Source organism: Paenibacillus sp. FSL E2-0177 (assembly GCF_037992975.1).
Taxonomy (GTDB): domain Bacteria; phylum Bacillota; class Bacilli; order Paenibacillales; family Paenibacillaceae; genus Paenibacillus_AQ; species Paenibacillus_AQ odorifer.
In genome coordinates this window covers 5,560,936-5,581,050 of record NZ_CP150307.1, presented here as the reverse complement: position 1 = coordinate 5,581,050, position 20,115 = coordinate 5,560,936, and the positions used below count along the sequence as shown (strand labels likewise).

16 protein-coding genes and 1 other annotated feature are annotated in these 20,115 nt (G+C 46.9%); of the genes, 15 read left to right on the top strand and 1 reads right to left on the bottom strand.

Annotation, left to right across the window (positions count from 1 at the left end):
- The first annotated feature begins 14 nt into the window (after positions 1 to 14).
- The 8 genes from MHI25_RS24955 to MHI25_RS24920 all read left to right on the top strand — a co-directional run bounded on the left by MHI25_RS24955 (position 15) and on the right by MHI25_RS24920 (position 7,728).
- On the top strand, positions 15 to 1,040 hold the full coding sequence (locus MHI25_RS24955) for an SDR family NAD(P)-dependent oxidoreductase (RefSeq protein ID WP_076224612.1): 1,026 nt from the start codon (positions 15 to 17) through the stop codon (positions 1,038 to 1,040).
- 22 nt (positions 1,041 to 1,062) lie between these two features.
- Entirely contained in the window at positions 1,063 to 1,941 is an 879-nt protein-coding gene (gene rfbA, locus MHI25_RS24950) for a glucose-1-phosphate thymidylyltransferase RfbA (protein WP_076129410.1), read from the top strand.
- Between the two features lie 20 nt (positions 1,942 to 1,961).
- Positions 1,962 to 2,522 (top strand): dTDP-4-dehydrorhamnose 3,5-epimerase, encoded by a 561-nt coding sequence (rfbC, locus tag MHI25_RS24945; protein ID WP_076129409.1) that lies wholly within the window; start codon positions 1,962 to 1,964, stop codon positions 2,520 to 2,522.
- Between the two features lie 28 nt (positions 2,523 to 2,550).
- Positions 2,551 to 3,546 carry a dTDP-glucose 4,6-dehydratase gene (gene rfbB, locus MHI25_RS24940; protein ID WP_340394534.1) on the top strand — a complete coding sequence of 332 codons (996 nt, stop codon included), beginning with the start codon at positions 2,551 to 2,553 and terminating at the stop codon, positions 3,544 to 3,546.
- Between the two features lie 42 nt (positions 3,547 to 3,588).
- Complete coding sequence (locus tag MHI25_RS24935; protein ID WP_340394533.1) at positions 3,589 to 4,194, top strand: YdcF family protein; 606 nt, start codon at positions 3,589 to 3,591, stop codon at positions 4,192 to 4,194.
- A 650-nt stretch (positions 4,195 to 4,844) separates the two neighbouring features.
- Positions 4,845 to 6,242: a glutamyl-tRNA reductase gene (hemA, locus tag MHI25_RS24930; protein WP_076129406.1), complete on the top strand. Its 1,398-nt coding sequence runs from the start codon at positions 4,845 to 4,847 to the stop codon at positions 6,240 to 6,242.
- Between the two features lie 5 nt (positions 6,243 to 6,247).
- Positions 6,248 to 7,075, top strand: coding sequence for a cytochrome c biogenesis protein CcsA (ccsA, locus tag MHI25_RS24925; RefSeq protein ID WP_036685126.1), 828 nt, complete (start codon positions 6,248 to 6,250; stop codon positions 7,073 to 7,075).
- A gap of 5 nt (positions 7,076 to 7,080) precedes the next feature.
- Complete coding sequence (locus MHI25_RS24920) at positions 7,081 to 7,728, top strand: NAD(P)-dependent oxidoreductase (protein ID WP_340394532.1); 648 nt, start codon at positions 7,081 to 7,083, stop codon at positions 7,726 to 7,728.
- Positions 7,729 to 8,031: 303 nt separating this feature from the next.
- Here the strand turns inward: MHI25_RS24920 and MHI25_RS24915 are convergent, their stop codons facing one another.
- Positions 8,032 to 8,316 carry a hypothetical protein gene (locus MHI25_RS24915; protein WP_340394531.1) on the bottom strand — a complete coding sequence of 95 codons (285 nt, stop codon included), beginning with the start codon at positions 8,314 to 8,316 and terminating at the stop codon, positions 8,032 to 8,034.
- 234 nt (positions 8,317 to 8,550) lie between these two features.
- Here MHI25_RS24915 and hemC point away from each other — a divergent pair, with 234 nt between their 5' ends.
- The 7 genes from hemC (at position 8,551) to MHI25_RS24880 (ending at position 20,111) form a co-directional block, all read left to right on the top strand.
- Positions 8,551 to 9,504: a hydroxymethylbilane synthase gene (gene hemC, locus MHI25_RS24910; RefSeq protein WP_076129403.1), complete on the top strand. Its 954-nt coding sequence runs from the start codon at positions 8,551 to 8,553 to the stop codon at positions 9,502 to 9,504.
- Positions 9,505 to 9,509: 5 nt separating this feature from the next.
- The gene (gene cobA, locus MHI25_RS24905) at positions 9,510 to 11,057 is read left to right on the top strand and encodes a uroporphyrinogen-III C-methyltransferase (protein WP_340394530.1); all 1,548 of its coding nucleotides are present in this window, start codon (positions 9,510 to 9,512) and stop codon (positions 11,055 to 11,057) included.
- Between the two features lie 759 nt (positions 11,058 to 11,816).
- Positions 11,817 to 12,815 carry a porphobilinogen synthase gene (hemB, locus tag MHI25_RS24900; RefSeq protein ID WP_076129402.1) on the top strand — a complete coding sequence of 333 codons (999 nt, stop codon included), beginning with the start codon at positions 11,817 to 11,819 and terminating at the stop codon, positions 12,813 to 12,815.
- Between the two features lie 97 nt (positions 12,816 to 12,912).
- Positions 12,913 to 14,199, top strand: a complete 1,287-nt coding sequence (gene hemL / locus MHI25_RS24895) for a glutamate-1-semialdehyde 2,1-aminomutase (protein ID WP_340395707.1) — start codon at positions 12,913 to 12,915, stop codon at positions 14,197 to 14,199.
- On the top strand, positions 14,196 to 15,131 hold the full coding sequence (locus MHI25_RS24890; RefSeq protein ID WP_340394529.1) for an RluA family pseudouridine synthase: 936 nt from the start codon (positions 14,196 to 14,198) through the stop codon (positions 15,129 to 15,131). The genes hemL and MHI25_RS24890 overlap by 4 nt, the downstream gene beginning before the upstream one ends.
- A gap of 331 nt (positions 15,132 to 15,462) precedes the next feature.
- On the top strand, positions 15,463 to 16,830 hold the full coding sequence (locus MHI25_RS24885) for a LysM peptidoglycan-binding domain-containing protein (RefSeq protein WP_340394528.1): 1,368 nt from the start codon (positions 15,463 to 15,465) through the stop codon (positions 16,828 to 16,830).
- A gap of 194 nt (positions 16,831 to 17,024) precedes the next feature.
- Positions 17,025 to 17,308 (top strand) — a binding site (T-box leader).
- Between the two features lie 103 nt (positions 17,309 to 17,411).
- Positions 17,412 to 20,111, top strand: a complete 2,700-nt coding sequence (locus MHI25_RS24880; protein WP_076297113.1) for a valine--tRNA ligase — start codon at positions 17,412 to 17,414, stop codon at positions 20,109 to 20,111.
- Positions 20,112 to 20,115 lie beyond the last annotated feature (4 nt).

The window sequence follows — 20,115 nt, the reverse complement described above, 5'->3', positions numbered from 1 at the left end:
AAGGGGCGAGCTATTTGAACGATATACCTGTAGATCACACGAAAACATATCTAATTACTGGAGCAGCTGGCTTTATAGGGTTTTATTTATCTAAAAGGTTATTGGAGCAAGGGAGCCGAGTGATCGGTGTTGATAATATAAATGACTATTATGATGTCAACCTCAAACACGTTCGCTTAGAGCAACTAAAGTTATTTAGCCGTTTTGAATTCATAAAAGTTGATATATCAGATAAGGACAAGATTACAAAGATCTTTGAAGAATATAAACCGAATATTGTAGTGAATCTTGCAGCTCAGGCTGGAGTGCGTTACTCTATAGAGAACCCAGATGTGTATATTCAAAGCAATATTGTAGGTTTCTTTAACATTCTTGAAGCTTGTAGAAATTATCCAGTTGACCATCTTGTATATGCTTCATCTAGCTCAGTTTATGGGTCTAATAAAAAGGTTCCTTTTGAAGAATCAGATGTTGTGGATCATCCGGAATCGCTTTATGCAGCTACGAAAAAGTCGAATGAGCTAATGGCGCATACTTATAGTCATCTGTATAAGATACCGACTACTGGTCTACGCTTCTTTACTGTTTACGGTCCAATGGGTCGTCCAGATATGGCATATTTCGGATTTACTCAGAAATATTTTGCTGGTGAGTCTATTAAAATATTTAATAATGGTGATTTTAAAAACGATCTTTATCGGGACTTTACTTACGTAGACGACATTGTTGAGGGTATTGAGAGACTTCTAAGTAAAGCACCGACAGAAGCGGTTCCTCATAAGGTGTTTAATATAGGAAACAACAGCCCAGAAAAGTTAATGGTATTTATTGAAACATTAGAAAAGTGTTTAAGCAAGGCTACTGGCAGAGAAGTGATATTTAATAAAGTATTTGAACCTATTAAACCAGGGGATGTACCCGCAACATACGCATCTACAGATTTATTACAACAAGCTGTAGGGTTTAAGCCAAAAACTTCCATTGAAGAAGGTTTACAGAGATTCGCTAATTGGTATGTAGATTATTATAAAGAGAAATAATACGAAGAGGAGTGACGACATTATGAAAGGCATTATCCTAGCAGGTGGCAGCGGTACGCGCCTATACCCATTAACAATGGTCACAAGTAAGCAGCTTTTACCTATTTACGACAAACCAATGATCTATTATCCACTATCCACATTAATGCTAGCGGGCATTAAAGAAATTCTTATTATTTCAACTCCAGAGGACACGCCTAGATTTGAAAGCTTATTAGGTGACGGTTCTCAATTTGGCATCTCATTACAATACAAAGTTCAACCAAGTCCTGATGGTTTAGCACAGGCTTTTATTTTGGGTGAATCTTTTATAGGTGATGATTCAGTTGCCATGATCCTTGGAGATAATATCTACTATGGAAATGGAATGCGGAAGATGTTGCAACGTGCTTCTTCAAAAAAACAAGGAGCAACGGTGTTCGGATATCACGTGCAAGATCCAGAGCGCTTCGGTGTGGTAGAGTTTAATGAAGAAGGTAAAGTATTGAGTGTAGAAGAAAAACCAACACAGCCAAAATCTAACTACGCAATTACTGGTCTATATTTTTATGATAACAGAGTTATTGAGATTGCTAAGAACGTTGAGGTCTCTTCACGTGGAGAATTGGAGATTACCTCCATTAATGAAGCTTACTTAAATCTTGGTGAGCTTGATGTGGAACTTCTAGGTCGGGGATTCACCTGGTTAGATACAGGAACTCATCAAAGTCTTGTCGACGCAACTAACTTTGTACGGACTATTGAAGATCATCAAGGAATCAAGATCGCCGCTCCTGAGGAAATTGCATATATTAATGGATGGATTACTAAAGAACATTTGTGGAATTGTGGAGAGAAGTTAAGTAAGACGGGGTATGGTCAGTATTTGATGAAAGTAGCTACAGGTAAAATACAATACTAATAACTGAAAGTGTGGCAGTGATGAAAATTACAGAAACCTTATTGCAAGGCGTATTAGTCGTTGAACCGGCTGTTTTTGGGGACCACCGCGGTTGGTTTATGGAGACGTATAGCGGAGCTAAGTTTAAAGAGCATGGAATAGATATGGAGTTTGTACAAGATAACCAATCCTACTCTGCGACTAAAGGAACATTACGTGGTTTGCACTATCAATTACATCCCAAGGCACAGACGAAATTGGTTCGTTGTACACGTGGTGCTATTTTTGATGTAGCCGTAGATATCAGAAAAGGTAGTCCTACCTATAGTAAATGGTTCGGCATTGAACTGAATGCTGAGAACAAAAAGCAACTGCTGATCCCAAAAGGATTCGCACATGGATTCATGACGCTAACAGAAGACGTAGAGGTTCAGTATAAGTGCGATGAGCTTTATGCCCCGGAATGTGATGGGGGTATTCTGTGGAATGATCCTTCTATTGGCATCGAATGGCCTCTTCATATTACACCTGTATTATCTGCCAAGGATGAGAAGGCGCCTTTATTAAAAGATGCTAATTTGAATTTTTTTTACAATAACTAATAAAGCTAATAGATCGGGAGTGCGTTCATTGAGTAAGCAAAAGATGCTGGTTACGGGTGGTGCCGGATTTATTGGAGGCAACTTCGTACAGTATATGGTAGATAAATATCCGCATTATGATATTGTGAATTTGGATTTGCTAACTTATGCGGGTGATCTAACGAAACATAAGGATATTGAGTCCAAATCCAACTATCGGTTTGTTCAAGCTGACATTGCTGACCGAGAGGCAATATTGTCTCTTTTTGAGTTGGAGAAATTCGATTATGTTGTTCATTTTGCTGCGGAGAGTCATGTGGATCGCTCAATTACTGATCCTGCGATATTCGTTCGTACGAATGTTATGGGGACACAGGTACTACTGGATGCAGCTAAAAAATTCGGCATTACTAAATTCCTCCATGTCTCTACGGATGAAGTGTATGGCGAACTCGATTTTGATCCTACTGTATTTTTTACCGAAGAAACACCTTTGCAGCCTAACAGTCCTTATAGTGCTAGTAAAACGGCGTCTGATTTACTAGTCCGTGCGTATTATGAGACCTTTGGTTTACCAATGAACATAACACGCTGCTCGAATAATTACGGACCGTATCATTTTCCTGAAAAACTGATTCCACTGACCATCTCAAGAGTATTAAATGAAGAGAAGGTTCCTGTATACGGAGACGGGAAAAATATTCGCGACTGGCTCCATGTCTGGGATCACTGTGCGGCCATTGACCTTGTCGTGCACGAAGGAGTAAGCGGTGAAGTTTATAATGTGGGTGGTCATAATGAGAGAACTAATCTTGAAGTAGTTAAGACGATTATCAGTACCTTGGGAAAATCTGAAGATTTGATTGAATTTGTAACAGATAGATTAGGACATGATAAACGCTACGCCATTGATCCAACGAAACTTGAGAATTTAGGTTGGAAGCCAACTTATACTTTTGAGACCGGAATTGCGCAGACGATCCAATGGTATATTGATAATGCTGAATGGTGGAAACAAATCCTTAGTAACGAATCGCATAAGTGATTTATGCACGACTTAACGGTTAAGAAAAGAAAAGGTAATTTAATGAATAAAAGATTTGTCCTTTTCGTATGCTTGCTATTGTTAATTACTGGTTTATTCAGTGCAGGCCGTTTCTTAGTTCTATCTGAACCTCCCAAGCAAGCCGATGTCATCATCGTCCTAAGCGGAGGCCAAGGTCGTGTGGAAAAGGCTGCTGAGTTATATAAAGCAGGCTATGCTCCTTATATAATTCTTTCCAATGCTAAAGAGTCAACGAGTAAATCGGGTGACATGGTCCAAACCGCCCTAGCTTTAGGCATACCCCATGACGTTATTTATACCGAGAACGCGGCGGATAGCACTTATCAGAATGCCGAGTACACTCTTCCTATAATGAAGGAATACGGTTTTAAATCTGCGATTGTTGTTTCCTCTGATTTTCACATGCGGAGGGTGAAATTTATTTTTGGTCGTGTGTACAAAAAATCGGAGATTGAGCTGACATATGTGGGTTCTGCATCAGGATATAACGCTAAACGCTGGTGGAGTGACCGAAAAAGTAGAGAAACAACGTTCAACGAGTATGTGAAAATGATCGGCAACACCTTTGGTTACAATGGTCCGGAGGCAAAAAGTACTCTTGATCAGATTAAGAACTGGTTTCGCTAATCTGCTGTAGAATGTTCACTATAATCCGACAAAAACAGTTTTTTTCTTATCTTGGCTTAAGGCGCATTACGACAAACAATATTGTTTAATAGTTTTATACTTATAACTATATCAATATTATTCTCGTGGGAGAGACGCCAAATGCCTAATTACTATTTTAAGGAGATATGGACGCCTTTAAAATTAGTGAATATTCGTTTTTATCTGGATGATGAAAATCGTGTTTGGGTTAAAGTTTGGTCTAAGCATCGGCGACTTCTAAAAAGAGTAGAGTCTACTATATAACTTCCGAGGTCTATCTCTTTTGGCTGAGAAGTTTTAAGTCACTGAGCAGTGACTTATTTTTTTGGAGAACGGAATTTTTGACGATTTTAAGAACTAGTAGGCCCTAATGTTTCCTTTTTGCTATCACAACCTTATAAATTAGCTAAAAATAACTCATCCTAACCGTAGCGAACCTACGGTTTTTTATTTATAATAATTATTATCTGGATTTCATAAAGCGTTCAAAAAATCTGTAAAAAGTCTTATTTTCGTGTGATATACTTAACACAGTGTTTTGAGATGTTGTGAAAGTGAACGGTATGTAAGATATTAATTTATATAATTGGATTTCAGCAACTTATAGAGACTAGGATGGTGAACTATCGATGCACATCGTCGTCGTTGGCCTGAATTATCGTACGGCTCCCGTGGAGGTTCGGGAACAGTTTGCTTTTGCGGAAAGTGATCTTCCGGCAGCGCTCCATCAACTGATGAAGACGAAGGGTGTGCTAGAAGGGGTCTTAGTAGCTACCTGCAACCGTACGGAAATTTATGTGGTGATGGACCGCCTTCATATGGCTGGTTATTTCATCCGCGGCTTTATGGAGCAATGGTTTGGTGTGAAAAGCGAGCAATTTGCTCAGCATATGTATATTTATGAAGACGAACAGGCGATTGCGCATTTGTTCCGCGTGACTTGCGGCCTGGATTCCATGGTGATTGGGGAGACGCAGATCCTGGGACAGGTGCGGAGTTCTTTTCTCACCGCTCAGGCTGAGGGTGTAACTGGAACTTGGTTCAATCGGTTGTTCAAGCAAGCGGTGACGCTCGGCAAAAGAGCACATAGTGAAACGTCAATCGGCGAGAGCGCAGTATCGGTCAGTTATGCGGCTGTGGAGCTGGGCAAGCGGATTTTTGGCATGTTCACTGGGAAAAAAGTGCTGATTCTCGGCGCCGGCAAAATGAGCGAGCTTACCGTGAAGCATCTATACAGTAGTGGTGCGGCAGAAGTGATTGTCGCTAACCGTACGCTGTCGCGTGCGATTGAATTGGCGGAGAAGTTCTCGGGTAAGCCGAGCACGATTGAAGATGCGTTAACAACTCTAAATGAAGTAGATATCGTGATCAGCTCGACAGGAGCAGACGGGTATGTGCTTACGGCTGATAAGGTAGCGCATGCTATGAAACGCCGCCCTTCGCGGCCGCTTTTTATGATTGATATTGCTGTACCACGTGATATTGATCCTGCGGCGGCAAATGTGCCGGATGTTTTTTTGTATGATATTGACGATCTGGAGGGCATTGTGGAGAACAATCTGGAAATGCGCCGAAGTGAAGCTGCGAAGATTGAAGTGATGATTAGCGAGGAAATGGATGAGTTTCAGCTGTGGCTCAAGACGCTTGGTGTAAGACCGGTGATCCGGGCGCTCCAGGATAAATCGAATACGATTCATGAAGAAACGATGGAGAGTCTGTTCAACAAGCTGCCCGAGCTGGACGAGCATCAGCGGAAAGTAATCCGTCGCCTGACTAAAAGTATCGTGAACCAGATGATGCATGATCCGATCAATGTAATTAAAGAGCTGTCCGGCGGTAAGCAAGGGAATGAAGCTCTTGATTATTTTTCCAAAATCTTTGCGTTGCAGGAACAGCTCAAATCCGATTCAGATGATGGAGACATTGCCCCGGTGAAGCAGTCTAGTTCTGGAGAACGTACGGCTGGCAGCGCTGATTTCTCTGTGCCTAAAACGGCGCTTGCTCCGGCAGGCTTGCTGGGTGGGTGAATAATATGCAACTGCTGAACGGAATATATGATGCCGCTCTGCTGGTCTATGCCCTGAGCCTGCTGTTTGTTTTCTCGGATTGCCTTAAAAGGAGTCCGGGTGGGAAGCGGTTAGGCACGGGGCTTCTTGTTGTTGTGGGTCTTTTGCAAGTTGCAGGACTTGGAATTCGTTTCTCTCAGGAGAAAGGCCTGCCTATTTTTACTCCTTATGATTTCTTGTTTTGGTTTGCGTTTAGTATTGTGCTGACTTCGCTTGCGGTGGCTTTTACACGTGGAGGCGAGTTTACGATTTTGCTGCTCAGTATGGCTGGTTTTAGTGTTTTTCTGCTTAATCGGGTCTGGCTGACGGCGGGTGGGCATACGCTTGAGACTTGGAGTGCGGTGTATGGCTGGCTGACGATGCATGTGATTTTGGCAAATATGAGTTTTGCAGCACTGACGTTAGGAACGGTTTTTGCAATATTGTACTTGTTCCTGCACACCAGACTCAAAAGCAAGAAATGGAGCGACCGGATCCGTCGTTTGCCGAACCTGGAGACTACAGATAAATACTCTTACACCGCTATTTTGGTGGGCACTCCTTTGCTGGGAATATCGCTGGTGGTGGCGGGTTTATCTATAGTATCTGAGGGACGGACGCTTTTATTGAAGGATTTAAAAGTATTAACGACTCTTATCGGTCTTGGGATTTACATATTTTATATTATCTTTAAGAAGTCCGGGCGGAAAAGTGGAGTAAGTATGGCTCGCTGGGCGATTTTAGGATATGCTTTTATTATCTTGAACTTTCTGTTGAATTCTTGGTCTGATTTTCACGGTTGGAGCGGGGAGTGAAGGGCATGACGCGTTATTTACCCATAATGCTGGATTGTGAAGGGCAGCACTGTGTGGTTATTGGCGGTGGTGTCGTGGCTGAACGTAAGGTGAGCGGGCTGTTGGAAGCTGGAGCGGCGGTTAAGGTGATTAGTCCTTCTTTGACAGATCCGCTTGATTCTCTAGCTGAAAAAGGTCTCCTGATCTGGATGGACCGTACTTATGCTCCCGGAGATCTCCGTGGGGCCTTTCTCGTATATGCAGCCACTAACGATAGGGCGGTTAATGAAGAGGTTGCGCGGGAGTCTAGACGGCTTGGAATTCATGTGAATGTGGCCAGCCATGCGGAAGCGGGAAACTTTATCACGCCCGGAGTGGTTCGGAGGGGACGTTTGACGGTAGCTGTATCTACTTCGGGTGCTGGCCCGCTTGCGGCAACGAAGATCAAAAATGTGCTTGAAAAAGCGCTGGATGCGACGTATGAACCATATTTGGATTTTGTGCATGCCATGCGTACCCGGATTAAGGAAAAAGAACCTTCTGCTGAAGTTCGTGGAAGGCTTTTGCGGAAGCTAGGCGCGCTGGATGTGTTGAACGAGATGAGTAAGGGTACCTTCATAGCGTGGAGTCCGGAGGATATGGACGCTTGGATTGCTGAGCAACGGGTGGAGTAAAAGTGCGCGTGGACACTGTAAAGATTAGAAAATTGGGTTAGATTAAGATATGAAGTGGATGAGCGGTTTTGAGTAACATGATATATGGCTGATTTGGCTCGTAGTAGCTTAGATGGCGGAATGTACGGTAAAAATACTGTTGAATCGAGCTTAAGTAGCTTGGATGGCGGAATGTACGGTATAAATCCCGTTGAATTGGGTTGAAGTAGCTTAGAGGGTGGAATGTACGGTATAAATCCCGTTGAATGGAGCTTAAGTAGCTGAGATGGTGGAATGTACGGTATAAATACTGTTGAATTGAGCTTAAGTAGCTTGGATGGCGGAATGTACGGTATAAATCCCGTTGAATTGGGATGGAGTAGCTTGGATGGCGGAATGTACGGTAACAATGCCCTTAAAATAAGCAACAGTCGTCGAAGGAGCTAAAAGAAAGGCAAAAATGCCTTTAAATTGAGCAACAACAGCCAAATTAGCAACAACAGCCAATTTAGCCAAAAGAGAGGCACAAATGCCCTCTAAATAAGCAACAGTCGTCGAAGGAGTTAAAAGAAAGGCAAAAATGCCTTTAAATTGAGCAACAACAGCCAAATTAGCAAAAAGAGAGGCAAAAATGCCCTATAAATGAGCAACAATCGCCGAAGGAGCTAAATAAAAAGCAAAAATGCCTCAAATTCGGCGGGAATTATCCGAAGTAGCGAATTCAAAGGCAATAATGCCTTTTTTAGAGTGAGAGTAGTTAATTGGTTAGTTTGGGTTTGGATTTCTAGTGCAAGGTTCTGCGGTGAAGAGTAAGAGGCGAACGTTACCAGGAGGAATGGACAAATGCGTAAGGTTATAGTGGGGAGTAGACAAAGCGCGCTTGCGTTGACGCAAACGGGACATGTGATTGCTGATCTGGAGCGACTTAGCGAGGAGCATGGTTTTGGATTTACTTTTGAAGTGAAAAAGATCGTCACCAAAGGTGACCGCATTCTTGACGTTACTTTATCCAAGGTAGGCGGCAAAGGGTTGTTCGTGAAAGAAATCGAGCAAGCGATGCTGGAAAAAGAAATCGACATGGCGGTGCACAGCATGAAGGATATGCCATCCGAGCTACCGGATGGGTTGATCAATGGTGCTGTGCCGAAGCGTGTCGATCCGCGTGATGTTTTGATCTCTAACGGAGGCGTCTCGCTAGACGAGCTGCCTCAGGGTGCACGCGTAGGCACAAGCAGCCTACGCCGATCTAGCCAGCTCGCTGCGCTGCGGCCTGATCTGGTCATTGAGCCCGTGCGCGGCAACATTGACTCGCGGCTGCGCAAGCTGGAGAGCGGCGAATACGACGCAATCCTGCTGGCAGCGGCGGGGCTGTCGCGCATGGGCTGGCAGGATCGCGTGAGCGCCTACCTGCCGCCGGAGGTTTGCCTGCCCGCTGTAGGGCAGGGCGCACTCGGCATCGAGTGCCGCGCAGATGACGCTGACCTGCGGAAGCTGCTGGCATTATACAACGATGCCGATACGGCATTGACGGTAGCGGCGGAGCGCACGTTCCTTGGCGTGCTGAATGGCGGCTGCCAAGTGCCGATTGGTGCTCATGCGGTGCTTGACACAGCCGCCAAAGCTGCTACCGCTGAGCACAAAGTAATCTCGTTAACGGGGATGGTGGGAACACCGGACGGTTCAACGATTTTGAAAGAAACTTGCACGGGGATTGACCCGGTACAGCTCGGCGAAGAAGTCGCTAAAAAGCTGATTGCAAGAGGAGCGGAGAAGATACTGTCAGACGTTAGGGGATGAGTGGATTGACGGGGAAGGTTTATTTGGTAGGTGCAGGTCCCGGGGACGCAAAGCTGATTACTGTGAAAGGCCTCGAGTGTATCCAAAAAAGCGACGTACTGGTGTATGATCGCTTGGCAAGTCCTAGATTGCTGAAATGCATGAAACCCGGCGGGGAGAAGATTTATGTAGGCAAGCTGCCGGATCGCCACACGATGAAGCAGGAAGAGATTAATCAATTGTTAGTTGATTTGGCTTTACAGGGGAAAACAGTGGTGCGGCTTAAGGGTGGGGACCCTACGATTTTTGGCCGGGTGGGTGAAGAAGCGGAGCTGCTGCGCAAAAATGGGATCTATTACGAAATCGTACCGGGCATTACGTCAGCGATCAGTGTACCTGCCTATGCGGGTATACCTGTTACGCACCGCGATCATGCTTCTTCCCTGTCGATTATCACCGGGCATGAGAGTCCGGATAAACTAGATCATTCGATTCATTGGGATAAAGTAACGAACGCCACAGGAACGTTAGTGTTTCTGATGGGCGTAGCTAAAATAGGTTACATCAGCGCTCAGCTGATCAAGCACGGGCGGCCGCCAGAAACACCAGTGGCACTTGTGCGCTGGGGCACCCGCGCGGATCAGGAGACGCTGACGGGAACCCTCGCCGATATTGAGGCGAAGGTGAAGGCGGCGGATTTTCAGCCGCCGGCAGTCATCGTCGTCGGCGACGTGGTGCTGCAGCGTGAGCAGCTGAAGTGGGTCGAGGCGATGCCGTTATTCGGCAAACGCATCGTGGTGACACGGGCTCGCAGCCAAGCAAGCGAGCTGGTGGATAGAATTGAAGAACTCGGCGGGGAACCCTACGAGTTCCCGGTGATCGAGACGATTATGCCGGAAGGGGCAGAGAAGAAGGCGAAGATTGCAGCGGCGTTTGGCGCGCTGGAATCGTACGACTGGGTATTCTTCACTAGCCCGAACGGCGTGGAGTTTTTTTGGCGCCACTTGGCGGAGCTGGGGGCGGACATTCGCGGGCTACACCGCGCGCGTATTGCAGCGGTGGGGCCAGGCACAGCCGCCGCGCTGGCGCAGCGCGGGGTGATTGCTGAAGAACTTCCGGCAAAGTTTCAGGCGGAAGGTCTGATTGAGACGTTCGGTCCCCAGCTGCTGCCGGGGCAGAACGTGCTATTGCCGCGCGGCGATCTGGCGCGGGACTGGCTGCCGGACAAGCTGAGAGAGCTTGGCCTTCAGGTGACAGACGTGGATACTTATGAAACGGTTGTCACTGGTGAGGATGACGACGAGCTGCTGAAGCTGCTAGAGGAAGGTCGCGTTCACGCGGTAACCTTCACCAGCTCGTCAACCGTGCGTAATTTCATACACATCCTGAAACGGATGGGGCTTGAAGATCCGCTCCCGCTGCTTGCAAATGTGAAAATCGCCTGCATCGGCCCGTTAACGGAGCAGACTGCGGTAGACGCGGGACTGACACCGGGACTCTTGCCTGAAGAGGCAACCATAGATAGTTTGGTGCAGGAGCTCTGCCGCTGGAATGCGGAGACTCAGCTGCAGTAGCGCTCGGATCGAGGATAGAACGAAGCAATAGTTTACTGGTGAGCTTAACTTACGTAGCTTGCTTTCTGGTGGGAAGGTAAAAGCTGATTACTCCGCGGGGAGAGTAGTAGCTGTTCTACGGAGAAAGGCAGTGCCTGCTTAGAAATATAGCGCTCAGCTTATAATTAGTTACATTACAGGCTAGAGTTTGTTCGTAGTTACTAAATAGTTCGTGGTTACACGTGAGTTGGTAGTTATTAATGAGTTCGCGGTTACTTTTACTAACTAACATTTGTTGGTTTACTCGCCGTTATATCTACGCTCAAAAGTGCCACATCGCTACCTTCAAGTAACATATAAATTGAACTCCGAACGTAGTTACATATGGAGTTCGGAGGATAATATTTGGTTGTAAATTAACTGGTATGTAGAGAATATGCAGTAGGTTAATGTGAGCAGATCTGCTTGAGGTTTAGTTGTACTTCATACAATTAAATTTTCTATATATCAGCTAAAGTCGAGTTTAGTTGTAGTATGTGCAATTAAATATCCGCTAAATGAGGAATCTTCGCACTTTTGTAATAAATAACTGTAGAGAATGCAACTAAAGCTTACAATTAGGACAAAACATCGAGATAGTTGCACAAACTACAACTATACGTAGTTAGCCAGTGGTCGGCGGTTTGGTTGTAGCTAATTTAGACTTGGCTGCGGCTAGTTGTAGTTTGCTGCCAGACACATAATTTGGTTTTATATTTTATTTTTCAGGAGGATGAACAAATGAGCTTTCCAATTACACGTCACCGCCGTTTGCGCGGTTCTGCTGGAATTCGTGGCATGGTGCGGGAGACGATACTGAATGTGCTGGATATGGTACAGCCTATTTTTGTGACTTATGGAACAGGTGTGAAGAATGAGATTAGCTCGATGCCGGGTGTGTATCATTTTTCGCTGGATACGTTAAAAGCAGAAGTGGACGAGATTGCCGCACTAGGCATCCCGGCTGTATTGTTGTTCGGGATTCCTGAGACGAAGGATGCTATCGGTTCTTCCGGTTTTGCAGAGGATGGAATTGTGCAAGAGGCTACTCGCTTGATCAAGCAGTGGTACCCAGAGCTGTTGGTCGTTGCAGATACCTGCCTTTGTGAATTTACGGATCACGGACATTGTGGAATGGTGCATACGCATACGGTGAATGGTGTGGTCCATGGCGATGTTATCAACGATGCCTCGCTGGAGCTTTTGACTCGTACGGCGGTATCCCAAGCAAAAGCTGGAGCAGATATTATCGCCCCTTCCAACATGATGGATGGATTCGTTCACGCAATTCGTGCGGGACTTGATGAGAACGGCTTTGAGCATGTGCCGATTATGTCGTATTCGGTCAAATATGCTTCGGCATTTTATGGCCCTTTCCGCGAAGCAGCGGATTCAGCACCACAGTTCGGGAATCGCAAAACATATCAAATGGACCCTGCCAATCTGCGCGAAGCACTCCGTGAAGCAGAATCCGATGTGCTGGAAGGCGCGGATATGTTAATGGTGAAGCCAGCTCTGGCTTACCTAGATGTGATTCGTACGATTCGTGATCAGTTTGATCTTCCTTTGGTGGCTTACAATGTGAGTGGAGAATATTCCATGGTAAAAGCAGCGGCATTGCAAGGCTGGATCGACGAGCAAGCCGTTGTGCTGGAAATGCTGACGGGCATGAAACGTGCTGGTGCGGACATTATTATTACTTATTTTGCAAAAGATGCAGCCCGCTGGCTGCGCGGCTAATCTTCATCACACCGACATCGCGGCAGCTAATATATGTTTGTACAAGCTTGTGTAACCAAGAAGAGAATAGGAGTGAAGATACATGAGTAATGTGCCAATGGCGCGTAAAGAGGAAGCGTCCCGGAAGGCTTTTGATGAAGCAAAACAATATATTCCCGGCGGGGTGAACAGCCCTGTACGGGCGTTTAAATCCGTAGGTCTGACTCCGATTTATGTGGATCATGGGATAGGTTCGCGTATTTTTGATATCGACGGCAACAGCTTTATCGACTATGTGCTCTCATGGGGTCCGCTGATTATGGGTCATGCGCATCCCGAGGTTGTGAAGGCATTGCAGGAGACGGCGGTAAAAGGGACAAGCTTTGGCGCTCCAACGCTACTCGAAACGGAAATGGCAAAAACTGTTGTTGAACGAGTGGAATCTGTAGATATCGTACGCATGGTTAACTCTGGAACGGAAGCTACGATGAGCGCGATTCGTTTGGCACGTGGTTACACTGGACGCAGCAAAATCTTGAAATTCGAAGGCTCCTACCACGGTCACGCCGATAGTCTGCTTATTAAGGCTGGCTCTGGTGTAGCTACATTGGGCTTGCCGGATAGCCCGGGTGTCCCAGAAGGCGTTGCAATGAATACCATTACGGTTCCTTACAATGATTTGGAGTCCACTCAGATTGCTTTCGAACGTTTTGGCAATGAGATTGCCGCAGTGATCGTAGAGCCGATTGCCGGCAACATGGGCGTGGTTCCACCGCTTCCAGGCTTCCTGGAAGGGCTTCGTAAATTAACTTCTGACAATGGTTCGCTGCTTATTTTTGATGAGGTTATGACAGGCTTCCGTGTTAATCGTGGTTGTGCTCAAGGCTTGTTCGGGATTACTCCGGATATTACTTGTTTTGGCAAAGTTATCGGCGGCGGACTTCCAGTGGGTGCTTATGGCGGCAAAAGAGAGATCATGGAGCAAATCGCTCCTACTGGACCGATTTATCAGGCGGGCACACTTAGTGGTAATCCATTAGCGATGGCAGCCGGATATACTACGCTCAAGCTGTTGACCCCGGAAGTATATGATCGTCTGGAACAATTGGGTGCACGTCTGGAAGCGGGTTTGAAAAAGAATTCAATTGAGACTGGCATTCCGCTCACTATCAACCGGGTGGGATCGATGGTTTGTCCGTTCTTCACTGAAGGACCTGTAATCAATTTTGAAACGGCTAAGTCCAGTGACACGGATCTTTTCCGTCGTTATTTTGGTCATATGGTAAACCAAGGCATCAGTGTGCCACCTTCACAGTTTGAGGGGATGTTCATATCGGCTGCACATAGTGAGCAAGATATTGATGATACCATTGAGGGCCATTATAATGCCCTGAAGGCCCTTTGAGCATCGGAGCCGGAGAAAGAACCGGTGGTGGCGCTTGGACCCGGCGTGGAGAGTGGCTGGAGGTAACACCCGGCAAAATCATTACTGGAGCCGAGGATACGCAGGCAATGATTGACAAGTGGCTGCTAGAAACTGTAGGTATGCCGGAGAAACTTTATCTGCGGTTACGCCGCGAGGGAGGCATTCAGTGGAAGGGTGACCGGCTTCGGCTGGCGCTTTTTCCCGATCGTGAAGCGGGGCTTGAACCGATATGGGAAGAGCTTGAGGTGTTGTACGAGGATGATTTTTGCCTGGTAGCTCATAAACCAGCTGGGCTGGCGGTACATCCAGATGGCAGTGGAACAGGTGTAACTCTGGATCACCTCGTAGCTGCGCATTATATCACTTCCGGCGAAAATGTGGCTGTGCGCCATATTCACCGCTTGGACAAAGATACAACGGGTCCGGTAATGTATGCGAAAAATGAGTTCGCACAGTTAGTTCTGGACGAGAATATGCGTGAAAAAAGCATCTCGCGGCACTACGCCGCGATCGTTGAAGGCATCGTGCCGCCTGCGCTTAAGGTGATCGATGCCCCGATTGGGCGCGACCGGCATCACGCTGCGCGCAGACGGGTCTCGCCCGGCGGACAATCTGCCGTGACGCGAATCATCGAGCGCGAGGCACTGCATGGCGGAAGCCTAGTGCATGTGCAGCTGGAGACTGGACGGACGCATCAGATTCGCGTTCATCTCAGCCATATGGGTCATCCCTTGTATGGGGATGAACTATATGGCGGTCCGGTTTGGGCTTCCAGCGCTGCCGGCCGCCATGCCCTGCATGGCGAGGCATTGTCCTTCCGCCATCCTTGGAGCGGAGAACAGCTGGAAGTCAGCGATCCGTGGCCGGAGGATATGCTGCAGCTGCGAGAGCTGCTGTCTGAAGCACCCTGACAGATACGTAAGTGGCTAAGGAACAGTAGAATCAGCAAAAGCTGGTTCTGCTGTTCTTTTTCTATTTTTTCAGAAAAAAAACATCTATCCATGTCTTATTAATAAAAGCAGCATATAATACTTTGTTCTTACGAAGTAGTGCATCTATCAGCAGGCTGAAGGTTTGGTGAGCTCTTAAATTCATGAAATTTATTAGCATCCTGTCCGGTTAGTACTACCAAAGTTGTCATGCCTCTCTGTTTGAAGCATATACATGTGGGGAGTAACATTTTGGGCTTATGCTCTGGGCCTGTCTCAGGGTTAGATTATGCCAAGAAGGAGGACATATCCCGTGTTTGATCAGTCCCACGGCTTGCGGTTTGATATTTACGAACGCATTCACCTTTCGGAAGAGCTTCCGGGAATAGCTGAGCTGGAGGAGGTTGAACTACTTCCGGAAATTCAGGTGATTCAGCGGGAGGATCGGGCCGAGTTATATGGTCAGCTGTTGCTTACCGGGCTTTACCGGAGTGAAGATGACCGAACACAACGTCTGGAGCATGCCATTCCCGTGGAAATCACTGTTCCGCTTACACGCGTCAGCTCAATTGAAGATATTGGGGTAGAGATTGAGAATTTTGATATCGATCTGCTCACGATGCGCACTGTGAATATAACAGGCGTATTATCGCTGCGGGGGATCGGTGGTGCGGACCCTCAACCTCAACCAGCCTGGCAGCAAGAGGAGTATACAGTCGCCTATTCTCCTGTGAATGATGACAGGGTAGAAGCTACTGCGGAGCTACAAGAACAGGAAAATGATGCACTTTATGAAAATTCACAGTGGACCTTTGGTGAGGATGCCTCACAGGTTGCTGTAGAAGAACATGAGCATGCCGAAGCGAATGAACAGGAAGCAGAAGAATCATTAGTCTCAAGTGGAGCCGCTCATACGTCCCCTGTAGTCAATTTCTCATCCGGTCAGGAGAAGGACAAGGGAGCTAAAGCACGGACACATAGTCTGGAGTCCCAAGTTGAGGATGCTAAAGCGGGTTTATCCGATTACTGGTTTAAAGCCGAGGCCCAGAACAAAGAGGTTGAGGTGTCTCAGCTGAATCAAGCAAGCTATGTGAGCGAAGAGAACCAACAGTCGGCAGAGGAATATTTTACTCCTAGAGAGACCGCTGTTCCAGCCGTTAGTGCAGATGCAATTCAGGATATCCCTGTGTTCGCTTCTGAAAATGAGGCTAATAATGAGCTTCCTAAGCAAGAAGAGAATACTGCGCCGATTAATGAGAATGCGAACGAAGTTTTTGTTTCACAAGAGAGTGTGGCTTCTCATGAGGAGAAACAAGATCTTAAGATCGCCTTGGGCAGTAAAAAAGAAGCAGAAATTCCGGAAAAAGAACATCTCACCTTCTCTTCTTTACTAAGCTCCAGTCGTGTCCGTAAAGAGCAGGAAGCTCTGCAGTCGGAAGGAAATACATCTGCAGCAGTGGACGTTCCAGAGGTTGGCAATAATACGGAATGGAAGAGCAGATTCATTGCCAGCGCGGATGGAGCTAACATGTTCCGCAAAGTTCGGCTGTGTATTGTGCAGCGTGAAGAAACACTGGATACCATAGCAGAGAAGTATCAGCTAAGTGCGCGGGAGCTGGTAATGTATAATCGCTTATCCGGGCAGAGTGTAGAGGAAGGCCAAGTGTTGTACATCCCGTAATCGAATCGTGATGCGTACACACATGAATAGGTGAATCCCGATCAGGTATTAGGATCGGGATTTTTGCTGTTTCATTGTTGGAAGGGATGCTTCAGAAGAAATAAGTCGAAATTCAGCCTAAAGTCCCGCTGCAAAGGCGTATCCAGGTTGACTAGGGGGGGCTCAAAATGTATTATGGAGTAAGCAATATCTAAGTAAAGACTGGGAACGGGAAGAGTAGGCGGTCAGCCCTTCAGAGAGCGGAATTGCAAGTGCTGTGACATTCCGTAGGAAACAGCCCCCGAAGTCGCCCCGGAGTCGCCCTTCTGAGCTTATCTTCATACCTGTGAAGGATAAGTTAGGTTGTGGCCGGTAGCAGCCGTTATCTGTACGAGTGTCGCGCTAAGCTTCTGAATCCGTAGGGTAAGAAGTGTAGTTTTATTTTTCATTGGCGCGAAACAAAGGTGGTACCGCGAAAGAATGACCTTTCGTCCTTTGAGACGAGGGGTCTTTTTGTTTTTTTCAGAGACCTGTGCGCTCTATACAGCAACTTTATTAACAACTATAAGCAACTACAAGTAAACTAGTGGAGGTATCAGAGAATGGCTGACCAAAACCATCTAACAGCGGCAGATGCTGCCGCTACGAATGAATCTAAAAACGAGATGCCAACAACGTATGATCCGAAGGCAGCAGAACAGAAATGGTATTCCTACTGGACAGAGGGTGGATATTTCCGTGCAGGCCAGCGTCCGGATGCTCAGGCCTATAGCATTGTGATCCCGCCGCCAAACGTAACGGGAATGCTGCACATCGGGCATGCGCTCGATTTCACATTACAGGATATCCTGATTCGTACTAAACGGATGCAGGGCTTCGATACGCTTTGGTTGCCAGGTACGGACCACGCAGGTATTGCAACACAAACGAAGGTAGAGCAGAAGCTGCGCGAGCAGGGGATTTCCAGACATGACCTCGGACGTGAGAAGTTCCTGGAGCAGGTGTGGGATTGGAAAGACAAATACGCGAACACCATTCATGAGCAGTGGGCAAAAATGGGACTTTCCCTTGACTACTCCCGCGAGCGTTTTACCCTCGATGAGGGTTTGTCGAAGGGAGTTCGCGAGGTATTTGTTAAGCTTTATAATAAAGGCTTGATCTATCGCGGTAAACGTATCATCAACTGGGACCCGGCGGCTCGTACGGCGTTGTCGGATATCGAGGTTGAATATAAGGAAGTTAACGGTCATCTGTACCACCTGCGTTACCCCCTTAAAGATGGCAGCGGACATATCACTGTAGCGACCACACGTCCGGAGACGATGTTGGGTGATACGGCAGTTGCTGTTCATCCTGAGGATGATCGTTATAAAGATCTGATCGGTAAAACCCTGATCCTGCCGATTATCGGCCGGGAGATTCCAATTATCGCTGACGAGTATGTAGATAAAGAGTTTGGTAGCGGTGCGGTTAAGATCACGCCAGCTCATGATCCAAATGACTTCGAGGTAGGTCAACGGCACAATTTGCCGCAGATCAACGTAATGGATGAGAGCGGTACGATGAACGAAGAAGCAGGACCTTACCAAGGTCAAGACCGGAGTGAATGCCGTAAGGCCATCACGGCGGATCTGAAGGAGCAAGGCGTTCTGATCTCTATTGAAGATCATGTGCATCAAGTTGGACACAGTGAACGTTCAGGAGCGGTTGTTGAGCCGTACCTGTCCACACAATGGTTCGTGAAGATGCAGCCGCTCGCCGAAGCTGCCATCAATGCACAGAAGGATGGTAATGGGGTTAACTTTGTACCTGAACGGTTCGAGAGAACCTACCTGAACTGGATTGAAAACGTACGCGACTGGTGTATTTCCCGTCAGCTTTGGTGGGGGCATCGTATTCCGGCTTGGTATTCTGAATCTACCGGTGAGCTGGTTGTGGCGAATGACGAGGAAGAAGCGCGCCGGATCAGCGGCTTAACCGACCTGAAACAGGACGAGGATGTGCTGGATACTTGGTTTAGCTCCAACCTCTGGCCGTTTGCAACCCTAGGCTGGCCGAATGAAGACAGTGCAGATTTCAAACGTTACTATCCGAACGATGTGCTCGTAACGGGCTACGATATTATTTATTTCTGGGTAGCGCGGATGATCTTCTCGGCACTGGAATTCACCGGAGAGAAACCATTCTCGGACGTATTGATGCATGGTTTGGTACGGGATGCTGAAGGACAAAAAATGTCCAAATCACTCGGCAACGGTGTAGATCCGCTTGAGGTTATCGAGAAGTACGGCGCAGATGCTATGCGTTATATGATTTCTACCGGCAGCACAGCGGGTCAGGATTTACGCTTCCGCTGGGAAAAGGTAGAGCAGGCGCGTAATTTCGCTAATAAGATCTGGAATGCGTCACGCTTCGCCCTCATGAATCTTGAAGGGGTTAGCTTTGAGAATATTGACATTACTGGTGAGCTAACTACGGCTGACCGTTGGATTTTACACCGCCTGAACGAAACTTCTCGTGAAATTACGCGTCTAATTGACTCGTACGAGTTCGGCGAGACCGGCCGCCAGCTGTACAACTTCATTTGGGACGATTTGTGTGACTGGTATATTGAGTTCGCGAAGCTGTCGCTTTACGGAACGGATGCCGCAGCCAAAGCGAAGACACAGTCCGTACTTGCTTATGTACTCGACCGCACGATGCGCTTGATCCATCCGTTTATGCCGTTTATTTCGGAGGAAATCTGGCAGCATCTGCCGCATGAAGGAGAGACAATTACTTTGGCTGCTTGGCCTGAGTATGATGCTGCTCTGGAGAACCCGCAAGCGGTAGCGGAAATGAACCTGCTGATGGATGTAATCCGGGCAGTTCGTAATATCCGTGCTGAAGTAAATGTACCGATGAGCAAAAAGGTTGATTTGATTATTAAAGCGAGCAATGAGGAAACGCTGAGCATCATTACTCGTAACGACAACTACATCGGACGTTTCTGCAATACCTCTTCTTTCGAAGCTGGCCTGAATCCGGAAACGCCAGACAAGGTAATGTCCGCTGTAGTAACGGGAGCGGAACTGCTTCTGCCTTTGTCGGGGCTGATTGATATTGAACAAGAAATCGCTCGTCTGGAAAAAGAAGTGCAGACGCTGAACAGCGAAGTAGAACGCGTAGAGAAAAAGTTGAGCAATCAGGGCTTCGTGGCCAAAGCTCCCGCAAAAGTTATCGAAGAGGAGCAGGCGAAGCAGGCAGATTATTCTGCCAAACGTGAGAAAGTACTTGCCCGCATAGCAGAGCTGAGAGGATAAGAGA

Excerpts from the sequence above, each read along its gene's own strand:
- ccsA (WP_036685126.1), top strand. The coding sequence starts at position 6,248 with ATGCAACTGCTGAACGGAATATATGATGCCGCTCTGCTGGTCTATGCC.
- MHI25_RS24880 (WP_076297113.1), top strand. The coding sequence starts at position 17,412 with ATGGCTGACCAAAACCATCTAACAGCGGCAGATGCTGCCGCTACGAAT.
- rfbC (WP_076129409.1), top strand. The coding sequence starts at position 1,962 with ATGAAAATTACAGAAACCTTATTGCAAGGCGTATTAGTCGTTGAACCG.
- hemA (WP_076129406.1), top strand. The coding sequence starts at position 4,845 with ATGCACATCGTCGTCGTTGGCCTGAATTATCGTACGGCTCCCGTGGAG.
- MHI25_RS24935 (WP_340394533.1), top strand. The coding sequence starts at position 3,589 with ATGAATAAAAGATTTGTCCTTTTCGTATGCTTGCTATTGTTAATTACT.
- hemL (WP_340395707.1), top strand. The coding sequence starts at position 12,913 with ATGGCGCGTAAAGAGGAAGCGTCCCGGAAGGCTTTTGATGAAGCAAAA.
- hemC (WP_076129403.1), top strand. The coding sequence starts at position 8,551 with ATGCGTAAGGTTATAGTGGGGAGTAGACAAAGCGCGCTTGCGTTGACG.
- rfbA (WP_076129410.1), top strand. The coding sequence starts at position 1,063 with ATGAAAGGCATTATCCTAGCAGGTGGCAGCGGTACGCGCCTATACCCA.
- hemB (WP_076129402.1), top strand. The coding sequence starts at position 11,817 with ATGAGCTTTCCAATTACACGTCACCGCCGTTTGCGCGGTTCTGCTGGA.
- MHI25_RS24920 (WP_340394532.1), top strand. The coding sequence starts at position 7,081 with ATGACGCGTTATTTACCCATAATGCTGGATTGTGAAGGGCAGCACTGT.